The sequence below is a fragment of the Nonomuraea sp. NPDC050556 genome (genome assembly GCF_044457355.1).
Taxonomy (GTDB): Bacteria; Actinomycetota; Actinomycetes; order Streptosporangiales; family Streptosporangiaceae; genus Nonomuraea.
Genome location: NZ_JBITGU010000005.1, coordinates 559,342 through 571,433 on the forward strand (window position 1 = coordinate 559,342; position 12,092 = coordinate 571,433).

At 69.0% G+C, this 12,092-nt stretch carries 1 protein-coding gene; it reads right to left on the reverse strand.

What is annotated here, in order from left to right; translation table 11 throughout:
* Position 1: 1 nt before the first annotated feature.
* Positions 2-12,022, reverse strand: a complete 12,021-nt coding sequence (locus ACIBG8_RS45010) for a GEVED domain-containing protein (protein ID WP_397349417.1) — start codon at positions 12,020-12,022, stop codon at positions 2-4.
* Positions 12,023-12,092 lie beyond the last annotated feature (70 nt).

Here is a 12,092-nt window from a genome sequence, read left to right on the forward strand (position 1 = left end):
TCTAACCGATCTGGACTTTCGCGCCGTAGTTGGAGACGAGCACGTTCCTGACCCGGCCGTCGCCCTTGCGCGGGACGTCGGTGACCGAGTACGTGATCTTGATCGTCTTCTTCGCCGGGACGTCGCCCTTCCAGGTGAGCACCGGCGACTTGAAGGAGAACTTCCCGCCGCCCGACGACTTGGCGTCCTTGTTGTAGGTGCCGTCGTCGAGCGCGCCCTTGAGGTCGTCGGTGAGCGTGAGGCCCTTGTACGCGGCGCCGCTGTTGTTGGTGACGGTGACCGTCCAGGTGATCTTGGATCCAGGACGGACCACCTTGGGCGCGACTACCTTGTTGATCGTCAGGCGCATCCTGGAGGCGGTCGCGCAGACCGGGTCCTTGGAACCGGCCACGCAGTTGCCCTCGTTGGTGGTGACGACGTTCGACAGGTGCTGGTCGCCGATGTTCGGCTTGTTGACCTTCACCGGGTACTTGATCGTCACCGTGGTGTACGGCGGCAGGTCGCCCGACCAGGTGAGCTTCTTCCCCTTGGCGTCGAAGACCGGGCGTACGGCGCTGCCGTTCACCTGGATCTTGGCCGGGTCGAGCGTGGCGTCGTCGAGCACCTTGCTCAGGTCGTCCACCGCCTGGAATCCGGCGACCGGGCCACCGCCGCTGTTGGTCAGCTGCAGCGTGTACGTGACGGTCTGCCCCGGGTCGGGGAAGGTGGTGTCGACGTCCTTCTTGATCGTCGGGTTCGGGATGCCGACCTCGGCGGTGCCGGTCAGGATCTTCACCCCCGCGCCGGCCGAGGTGACGGTGTTGACCAGCTTCAGGTCGCCGGAGCCGCCCGGCCTGGTGGGCACGCGGACCGTGTAGGTGATCGTTTCCGTCCTGCCGACCTTGACGTCGCCCGTCCAGGTCAGCTTGGGCTCGGTGTAGTCGAACACGCCGCCAGCCGTCGCCTTGTGGTCGCGCAGGAAGTCACCGTCGTCGATCACCCCGCTCAGGTCGTCGACGACCTTCGCGCCCGTGTAGTCGGCGGTGCCGTCGTTGACGATCGTGATGGTGAAGACCACGTGGTTGCCCGGCCTGGCCGTCGCGACCGAGGCCTTCTTGATGATCGACAGGCTCCTGACCTTGATCGCGGCCTTGGCGACGTTGTTCGCCGGCTTCTGGTCCGGCGTGTCGCTCTTCACCTCCGCCCTGAGCTGGAGGTCGGGAGCCTTGGTCGCGGCCTTCGGCGTGAGGCTGAGGACGATCTCCTTCGTCGCTCCCCCGGCCAGCGTCCCTGCCGAGCAAGTGAGCGTACGGCCGGCAAGCGTGCACTCGGCGGGAAGCGCGGTCGGCGCCTCGAAGCGCTCGTCCAGCTCCACGGTGGTGACCACGTTGGCCGCGTCGGACGGGCCGAGGTTGGTGACGGCCAGCTTGACCTGCCCCGCCGTACCACCGGCCAGGGCGGCGGGCACCTCGGTGAAGGCGACCTTCACGTCGGCCACCGTCTCGACCCGGGTGACCACCCGGCGGCCGACCTCGTTGTTGCCGGGCACGGGGTCGTCGGTGGAGCTGTCGACCCGCGCCTGCTGGTTGATGGTGGTGCCGGGCGCGGTTTCCGGCTTCACCCTGACGATGATCTTCAGCGGGGTCCGCTGGCCTCGCTCCATCTGGCCGAGGTCGCACTCCACCTTGTCGCCCACCTGGGTGCAGCCGTCGCCGGAGACGAACTCGGTGTTCGGGTCGAGCGGGAAGGTGACCTTGGTGTCGTCGGCCTTGGACGGGCCGTCGTTGGTGACCATCAGCTCGTAGGTGACCTTCTCCCCCGCTGTGACGGTCTGCGGGCCGGTCATGTCGACCCGCACGTCGGCCTTGGGCGTGCCCGGCTTGATCTCCGGGTCCTTGCCCGTGGCGCAGTTCGGGTTGGTGGAGTTGGGCGGGCAGTTGGAGTCCTTGCCGCCGATCAGGTTGACCAGCTCGCCGTCGCCTTGGACCGGGTCCTTCAGCCTGACCTGGTACTTCACCTCCACGGTCGCGCCCGCCTTGACGTCGCCGACCCAGGTGAGCTTGGTGCCGCTCCTGGTGAGGCCGCTGGTGAGGGCCTTCTCGAAGTCGGCGTCGTCGAGGATCTTGGACAGGTCGTCGGTGAAGGTGTAGGCGGTTCTGTCCGCCGTACCCTCGTTCTTGACCTTGACGGTGTAGGTGATGAGGCCGCCCGGCGGCACCTCACCGGCTGCGGGGTCTGAGGCCTTCTTGAGCGTGATCTTCGGTTTGCCCGTCGTGGTCTCCGGGTCCTTGCCGGTGATGCAGTTCGGGTTGGTCGTGCCCGGCGGGCAGTTGGAGTCCGGGGCGGTGATGAGGTTGACGAGCTTGCCGTTGCCGCCTGCTGCGGGGTCCTTCAGGCGGACCTGGTACCTGACCGTGTGGGACGCGCCCTTGGCCAGCGGGCCTGTCCAGGACAGGGTGGTCGCCTGGAGGGTGGCGTCGCCTTCGATGACCTTCACGAAGTCGGCGTCGTCGAGGACGTCGGCAAGGTCGTCGGAGAAGGTGGCCGCGGCTGCGGCTGCCTCACCACTGTTGGTGATCTTCACGGTGTAGGTGATCGGGTTGCCCGGCAGCACCTCGCCGGAGGCTGGGACCGAGGTCTTCTTGATCTCGATCTTCGGCTTGCCGACCGTCGTCTCCGGGTCCTTGCCGGTGATGCAGTTCGGGTTGGTGGTCCCCGGTGGGCAGTTGGAGTCGGGTGCGGCGATGACGTTGACGAGCTTGCCGTTGCCGCCGCTGGTCGGGTCCTTGAGGCGGATGCGGTATTTCACGGTGTGGGTGGCGCCCTTGGCGAGCGGGCCGGTCCAGGTCAGCTTGCCTGCGGCGAAGGTCGCGCCGCCCTCCAGGACACCGTCGAACACGGCGTCGTCCAGGACGTCGGACAGATCGTCGCTGAATCTGGCGGCCGGATCGTCAGCGGTCCCCGAGTTCTTGATCACGACCGTGTAGGTGACCGGGTTGCCCGGGAGCACCTCACCGGAGGCCGGGATCGAGGTCTTCTTGATCTCGATCTTCGGCTTACCGACCGTCGTCTCGGGGTCCTTGCCCGTGATGCAGTTCGGGTTCGTCGTCCCAGGCGGGCAGTTCGAGTCCGGCGCAGTGATGACGTTGACGAGCTTGCCGTCGCCGCCGCTGGTCGGGTCCTTGAGACGGATGCGATATTTCACGGTGTGGGAGGCGCCCTTGGCCAGGGGGCCCGTCCAGGTCAGCTTGCCTGCGGCGAAGGTCGCGCCGCCCTCCAGGACACCGTCGAAGACCGCGTCGTCCAGGACACCCGACAGGTCGTCGGAGAACGTCGCGGACGGGTCGTTGGCCGTGCCGGAGTTCTTGATCACGACCGTGTAGGTGACCGGGTTGCCCGGCAGCACCTCACCCGAGACTGGGACCGAGGTCTTCTTGATCTCGATCTTCGGCTTCCCGACCGTGGTCTCCGGGTCCTTGCCCGTGATGCAGTTCGGGTTCGTCGTGCCCGGCGGGCAGTTCGAGTCCGGAGCGGCGATGACGTTGACGAGCTTGCCGTTGCCGCCGGTGGCCGGGTCCTTGAGACGGATGCGATATTTCACCGTATGGGTGGCGCCCTTGGCCAGGGGGCCCGTCCAGGTCAGCTTGCCAGCGGCGAAGGTCGCGCCGCCTTCGAGGACGCCGTCGAACACGGCGTCGTCGAGGACATCGCTGAGGTCGTCGGAGAACGTCGCCGCCGAGGCGTCGGCGTCGCCCGAGTTCTTGATCACCACGGTGTAGGTGACCGGGTTGCCCGGCAGCACCTCACCCGAGGCAGGCACTGACGTCTTCTTGATCTCGATCTTCGGCTTGCCGACCGTGGTTTCCGGGTCCTTGCCGGTGATGCAGTTGGGGTTCGTCGTCCCCGGTGGGCAGTTGGAGTCGGGAGCGGCGACCACGTTGACGAGCTTGCCGTCGCCGCTACCGGTCGGGTCCATCAGACGGATGCGGTATTTCACGGTATGAGTGGCACCCTTGGCCAGCGGGCCTGCCCAGGTCAGCTTGCCTGCCGCGAAGGTCGCACCGCCCTCCAGGACGCCGTCGAACACCGCGTCATCCAGTGCCTCCGACAGGTCATCGGAGAAGGTCACGCGTGGGTTGTCTGCCGTGCCGGAGTTCTTGATCACCACGGTGTAGGTCACCGGGTTACCCGGCAACACCTCACCCGAGGCAGGCACCGACGTCTTCTTGACCTCGATCTTCGGCTTGCCGACCGTCGTCTCGGGGTCCTTGCCCGTGATGCAGTTCGGGTTGGTGGTTCCCGGTGGGCAGTTGGAGTCGGGAGCGGTGATGACGTTGACCAGCTTCCCGTCGCCTCCACCGGTCGGGTCCATCAGACGAACCCGGTATTTCACGGTGTGAGCAGCGCCCTTGGCCAGCGGGCCGGTCCAGGTCAGCTTGCCTGCGGCGAAGGTCGCGCCGCCCTCCAGGACGCCGTCGAAGACCGCGTCGTCCAGGACACCTGACAGGTCGTCGGAGAACGTCGCCGCAGGCTCGTCGGCGGTGCCGGAGTTCTTGATCACCACGGTGTAGACCACCGGGTTGCCCAGCAGCACCTCACCCGAGGCCGGGACCGAAGATTTCTTGATCTCGATCTTCGGCTTGCCGACCGTCGTCTCCGGGTCCTTGCCGGTGATGCACTGAGGGTTCGTCGTCCCCGGCGGACAGTTCGAGTCCGGCGCGGTGATGACGTTGACCAGCTTGCCATTGCCGCCACCGGCCGGATCCTTCAGGCGGATCCGATATTTCACGGTATGGGTCGCGCCCTTGGCCAGCGCGCCGGTCCAGGTCAGCTTGCCTGCCGCGAAGGTCGCCCCACCCTCCAGGACACCGTCGAACACGGCGTCGTCGAGCACATCGGCGAGGTCGTCGGAGAACGTCGCGGACGGGGCGTCGGCGGTCCCCGAGTTCTTGATCACCACGGTGTAGACCACCGGGTTGCCCGGCAACACCTCACCCGACGCAGGCACCGACGTCTTCTTGATCTCGATCTTCGGCTTCCCGACTGTCGTCTCGGGGTCCTTGCCGGTGATGCAGTTGGGGTTTGTCGTGCCCGGCGGGCAGTTGGAGTCGGGAGCGGTGATGACGTTGACCAGCTTGCCATCGCCTCCACCGGCCGGGTCCATCAGACGGATCCGATATTTCACGGTATGAGTGGCACCCTTGGCCAGCGGGCCGGTCCAGGTCAGCTTCCCGGCACCGAAGGTGGCACCGCCCTCCAACACCCCGTCGAAGACCGCGTCGTCGAGCACACCTGACAAATCATCGGAGAACGTCGCGGACGGGTCGTTGGCAGTCCCCGAGTTCTTGATCACAACGGTGTAGGTCACCGGGTTGCCCGGCAGCACCTCACCGGAGGCCGGGTCCGACGTCTTCTTGACCTCGATCTTCGGCTTACCGACCGTCGTCTCGGGATCCTTGCCCGTGATGCAGTTGGGGTTCGTCGTCCCCGGCGGGCAGTTCGAGTCCGGCGCAGTGATGACGTTGACCAGCTTGCCGTTCCCGCCACCGGCCGGATCCTTCAGGCGAATGCGATATTTCACGGTATGGGTGGCACCCTTGGCCAGGGCGCCGGTCCAGGACAGCTTGCCTGCAGCGAACGTCGCTCCACCCTCAAGGACGCCGTCGAACACCGCGTCATCCAGCACGTCGGCCAGGTCGTCGGTGAACTCGGCAGCCGGGTCGTCGGCATCTCCGGAGTTCTTGATCACGACGGTGTAGGTCACCGGGTTGCCCGGCAACACCTCACCCGAGGCAGGGACCGACGTCTTCTTGACCTCGATCTTCGGCTTGCCGACCGTCGTCTCCGGGTCCTTGCCGGTGATGCACTGAGGGTTCGTCGTCCCCGGCGGACAGTTGGAGTCCGGCGCAGTGATGACGTTGACCAGCTTCCCGTCGCCTCCACCAGTCGGGTCCATCAGACGAACCCGATATTTCACGGTGTGAGCAGCCCCCTTGGCCAGCGGGCCAGTCCACGTCAGCTTGCCTGCGGCAAAAGTCGCGCCACCCTCCAACACCCCGTCGAAGACCGCGTCGTCGAGCACACCTGACAGATCGTCGGAGAACGTCGCCGACGGATCGTCAGCGGTCCCCGAGTTCTTGATCACGACCGTGTAGGTCACCGGGTTGCCCGGCAACACCTCACCCGACGCAGGCACCGACGTCTTCTTGACCTCGATCTTCGGCTTACCGACCGTCGTCTCCGGGTCCTTGCCGGTGATGCACTGAGGGTTCGTCGTCCCCGGCGGACAGTTCGAGTCCGGCGCCGTGATGACGTTGACCAGCTTGCCGTTCCCACCACCAGCCGGATCCTTGAGACGAACCCGATATTTCACGGTGTGGCTGGCGCCCTTGGCCAGCGGCCCGGTCCAGGACAGCTTGCCTGCCGCGAAGGTCGCGCCACCCTCCAGAACACCATCGAACACCGCGTCGTCGAGCACATCGCTGAGGTCGTCGGAGAACGTCGCCGCAGGGTCGTCAGCGGTCCCCGAGTTCTTGATCACCACGGTGTAGGTCACCGGGTTACCCGGCAGCACCTCACCCGACGCAGGCACCGACGTCTTCTTGACCTCGATCTTCGGGTCGCCGACCGTGGTCCCGCCCGCCACACAGTTGGCGTTCCCCGACCCAGGAAGGCAGTTGGAGTCAGGCCCGGACACCAGGTTGACCAGCTTGCCGTCCCCGCCACCCGCAGGATCCTTCAGCCGCACCCGATAGGTGACCGTCGAGGTCTCCCCCGCCGGAATGTCCCCCGTCCACCGAAGCGTCGGCGACGTCCACGTCACCCCGGCGGGCAGCGGCGTCGTGTCGAAGACGGCGTCGTCCACCACCCCGGACAGGTCGTCGGTGAGCACGTAGCCGGTAACAGGAGCCGGGCCGTTGTTCCTGACCGTCACCGTGTAGGTCACGAAGCCACCGGGCAGGACCGCACCCGAAGCGGGCGCGGACTTCTTGGTGATCTCCATCGCAGGCCTGGCCAGCTTGATCGTGACCGGCTTGGTGTTGTTCGCGTCCACGTCGTCCTCGGCGTTGGCCACCGCGGCCTCGCCACCGGACAGCGTCCCCACGGCGGTCCCGGCGATCCGCACCGGGATCGCGTACTCCCGCTTGGTCCCGTTCGCGAACCCGGCCGCGATCGTGCACGTGACGACGCCCGAGGACAACGCGCACCCGGCGGGCAGCGCCCCCTCGACCGTCGCCCCGGCGGGCATCGTGATCGTCACGGTGGAGGCCGAGGTGGTGTCCGACGGCCCCTTGTTGGTGACGACCACCTTGACCTTGCCCCGGTCACCGGCGAACAGGCCGACCGGCGGCTCGACCACGAGGTCGTTGTCGGACACGGCCTTGTCCTGGGTGGCCATCGGGATCGCCGCGGTGTTGTTGGCCGCGTACCCGTCCTTGCCGTGCGCCACGGTCGCCGAGCCCGGCGTAAGCGTCGTGTCCAGCGGCGCCCTGGTCGACACGGTGACCGGGATCTTCAGCTCCACGCGCGCCCCGGCGGCGAGGTCGTCGGTGAGCGTGCACGTCAGCGCCGTCCCGTCGGCGTCAGCCGTACACCCGGCCACAGGACCCGAGACGGTGGTGTGCTCGGGCAGCCGGACGGTCACCGTCGTCGGCTGGGCCGCCGCGACCACGCCCGCGTTGGTGACGGTGACGCGCACCTCGTTGGCCCCGCCCGGCGGCACCTTGGCCTTGTCGACCTGTACGGCTACCGCCAGATCGAACACCTTCGAGGTGACCGAGCACGCGACAGAGGCGCAGTTGCTGCCGACCGCGGTCACCGCGTTGGAAAGGATCTGGTCGCCGCGACCGGCGGTCTTCACCTTCACCTTGTAGGTGAACGACGTGGTGTCGCCCGCAGCGACGTCGCCCGTCCAGGTGAGCTTGCCGGCCACCTCGTTCGCCCCGCCGGTCGCCGACACGAACGTGGCGTCGTCGGCCACCCCGGCCAGGTCGTCGACCACCTTCGCGCCGGGGAAGGCGGCCGCCGTCGGGTTCTTCACGGTGACCAGGTAGGTGACCTCGGCGTCCGGCGCGATCTTCTGGCCGGCGTCCTGCAGCTCCTTCGTGACCGTGAGCCTCGGCAGCGGGTTCGTGACCGTGCAGCCGGGCTCCGTGCCGGTGACGCAGTTGGCGCCCACGGTGGTCGAGGTGACCTTGTTGACCAGCTTCCCGTCGCCGAACTGCGCCGGGTCGCCCTTGACCGTCACCTGGTAGGTGACGGTGTGCTTGTCACCCGGGTCCAGGTCGCCGGTCCAGGTGCTCGTCCCACTGGCGACCGCGTCGTCGGTCACCCCGGACAGGTCGTCGGCGAACGTCGCGCCGGTCAGCTTGGTGGCGCCGGTGTTGGTGAGGACGACCGTGTAGGTCACCGTCCCGCCTGGCACGAAGTCGCCCGCCGCGCTCTTGGCGATGGTCAGCGCCGGGTCCGACACCGTGATCGACAGGTCCGCGCTGTTGTTGGCCGCGTCGGGGTCCTCTGCGTTGGCGACCTTCGCGCCGTCCGCCCGCTCCAGGTTCTCGCCGCTCGCGGCGCTGGGGTCGATCCTGACCGGGATCCGGTACGGCTTGGCCGCCCCGGCGCCGAGCCCCGCCGGGATCACGCAGGTCACGGTGTTGCCCGCGCCTGCCGTACATCCCGTGCCCGTCAGGTCGCCGGGAGAGGTCCTGGCGGGCAGGGTGAGCGTCACCGTGGAGTCCGAGGTGGTGGTGGACGGGCCGTCGTTGGTCACCGTGACCAGCAGCTCGGCCGTCGCGCCCCGGTGCGCGGTCGCGGGCGGGGTCACCGCGATCCTCAGGTCGTTCTCCGCGGTGTCCTTGGTGTTCACCTCGACGGTGTCGCTGTTGTTGGCCGTGTCGGTGTCGTCGGCGTTGGCCACCTCACCGGCCACCTCGTAGGCGTGGCTGGTGTCCGCGTCGGGGGCGAGCTTGACCGGAAAGGCGAACTCCTTCTTCGCGCCGTCGGCGATCACGTCGGACGTGGTGCAGGTGACCGTGGCCCCGGAGGCCGTGCAGCCGGTGCCGGTCAGGTCGCCCGCGCTGACCTTGGCGGGCAGCGTGATCGTGACCGTGGTCGCGGCGGCCGTATCGGACGGGCCGTTGTTGGTGACGGTGGCCTTCAGCGTGGTCGTCTCGCCGGGGGCGAACGGGCCCGCCGGGTTCACGTCCAGCTTCAGGTCGACGTCCGCCTGGGTGCCGCCGACGGTGAGCGGCACGGGTGCGGTGTCGTTCGCCGGTTCAGGATCGCCGTCGATCTTCACCTTGGCCTGGGCGGTCAGCGGCGCTGATGGCGCGACGTTGGCGGCCACCTTGACCGGCAGCTTGATCTCCTTGCTCGAAGCGACCGCGATGCCGGGCGCGAGCGTGCACGTGACGGTCTGGCCGGTGGCGGTGCAGCCCGCGGGCAGCGTGCCCGCCGAGACCCCGGTGGGCAGCGTGAGGGTGACCGTGGCCGCGGTGGCGGTGTCGGAGACGCCGTTGTTCTTCACGCTCAGCGTGACGTCGCCGGTGCCGCCGGGCGGCAGCGCGGCGGGCGGCGTCGCGGTGATCGACAGGTCGGAGATGGCGGCGTCGGCGATCTCCACGTCGAACGTCCTGCTGTTGTTGGCGTCGTTGCCGTCGGCCGGGTTGGCGACCTCGACCTTGCCGCCGGTCGCCTTGGCGCCCAGCGGCGCGTTCGGGTCGGGCACGACGGGGATCTCCAGCTCGACCGAGGTCAGCGGAGCCGCCACGGTGCAGGTCACCGTCCTGCGGTCGGCGTCAGCCGTACAGCCGGGAGGCAGCGGGCCACCGGCGGTCGAGCGCGCGGGCATGGTGAAGGTGACGGTCGAGGGCTCGACGGTCGGCGCTGGGCCCTTGTTGGTGATCGTCGCCTTGACCGTCCCCGCCTGACCTGGCGCGAGCTTGGCGGCCGGCGGGGTCACCGTGGTGACCTCGAGGTCGGCGTTGCGGACGTCGACCGGGTAGTCCTCGACCTCGCCGCCCACCCCGGCGGCGCCCGCGGGGGCCGGATCGGTGACAGCACCTTCGTAGAGGCGAACCCGCAGGTAGGCGCCCTTCTTCGCCCGCGGCAGGCGCGACCAGGCCAGCGTCCCCGAGGTCGCCCCAGCGGCCACCGGCCGTACGGCGGAGCGTTCGTTCGCCTCGAACGTGCCGTTGCCGTCGCTGTCCAGCCAGCCGACCAGCGTGCCCTCGCCGACGGCCGTCAGCGCGACGTTCATGGACGCCGACGTCTGCCCCACCGTCAGCGGCACGACGGTCACGCCGTCGTCGAAGGTGTCCGTGGCCCGCGCGTCGGCCTCGACGCTGATGCCGGGGCCGAGCAGGAAGTCGTTGCCGCGCAGGTGCGTCGGCCCGCCCTTGGCCTTGGTGGTCAGGTAGGTGTCCGGCGCGTCGCCGTAGTCGACCACGTCGGGTCCACCGACGACGGTGAGCTCGCGGTCGGCTGTGTCGTTGTCCGGAACCGTGTCCTCGGGGTTGCCGGAGAGCTTGGCCGTGACGTTCGCCTTCACGCCGATGGCGACGGAGTCGGAGACGAGCACCTTGATCGGCAGCTCGGTCTCCTGGCCCGGGGCGATCCCGGCGCGCAGGGTGCAGGTGACGCTCTTCTTGTCGGCGCTGATCACGCAGCCCGGCGCGTCCGTCGCAGTGAGCCCGGCGGGCAGGGTGATCGTCAGCGTCGTCGCCTTGGTGCTGGTCGACGGCCCGTTGTTGGTGGCCTTCGGCTTGAGCGTGAGCGTCGCGCCCGGCTCGACCGCCTCGGCGGGAGCGGGCAGCTCCACCTTGAAGTCGCTCTTCGCCGTGTCGGTGACCCGGATGACGAACTGCTGCTCGTTGTTCTTCTCGTACGGATCACCGTCCAGCGCGACGTTCGCCGTCCCGGTCTCGAGCACCTGCCCGGCGGTCGCACCCGCGTCCACCTTGGCCTGCACCTCGAAGCCCCGCTCGGCGCCGACCGCGAGCCCGGCGGGCACCGCGCACTCGAACGCGCCCGCGTTGATCGCACAGCCCGTCCCGACGGGCGTCGCGCGCGGCGGCAGCGTGATGAGCAGCGTCGCCGCCTTGCCGGTGGCCGAGGGCCCGTAGTTGGTGACGGTCGCCTTGATCGTGGCGACGCCGCCGGGCGGCGCGGGGTCGGCCTGGTTCACCACGACCCTGGGCCCCTTGGCCCTGGTGACGCGGACGGAGACGCGGGCCTCGTTGTCGCCCAGGTCGGGATCGTCGGCCAGGTCGAGCTTGGCCGACCCGTCGTTGAGCAGCGCGCCCGGGGTGGCACCGGCGTCGACCACGAAGTCGAAGGGGATGTCGGCGTTGTCCGGCATGCCGGATCCGAACGAGCTGATGTCGCAGACGTAGGCGTCTCGGCCCGTGCCCGCAGTGCAGCTTCCCCAGACCGGGTCGCGCTTGTCGACGGTGAGCGGCGGGCGGCTGGTCCCCGTCGGCAGTTTGATCGTCAGCTTGCCCGGACCGGGCGGCGCCCACTGCCCGGCGAGGTTGACGGTGAAGCTGCCCTTCTCGCCCGGGGCGTACGGCTTGTCGGGCCCGATCACGCTGACGGCGTAGACCGTGCGGGGATCGGGCGCGGCCGCTGCCCTGCCGCAGCCGGTCCTGGCGTACCCGGTGGTCAGCCTGCCGTCCCCGGCGCCGCTGACCTTGACCCGGTAGGAGACGACGACGCTCTCGCCCGCCGGGACGTCGCCCCGCCAGCTGGCCGAGCCGTCCACGTAGGAGGCGTCGTCCAGCACCTCGCGCAGGTCCGTGGCGAAGAAGGCGCCCTCGGCCGGGCGCTCCCCCGCGTTGGCCACCTCGACGGAGTACGTGACGACGTCCCCCGGCGCGGGACGGGCGGGCTTCGACGTGGTGGTGAACGTCAGCGAGCCGCCACCGTCGCACGGCGCGCTTGCCACCAGCCGCGCCTGCGCGGGCCGCGCCACGGCGGCCACCGGCGCGGCCATCATCGCAGCCGCCGTGGTCACCGCGGCGACCGTCATCAAACGAGCACGCACGTGCCTCGTCCCCTCGTCCTGCCGCCCGGGTCGGGCGGCTGTCGTCACTCCAGATCGGGGGGATCGGGGT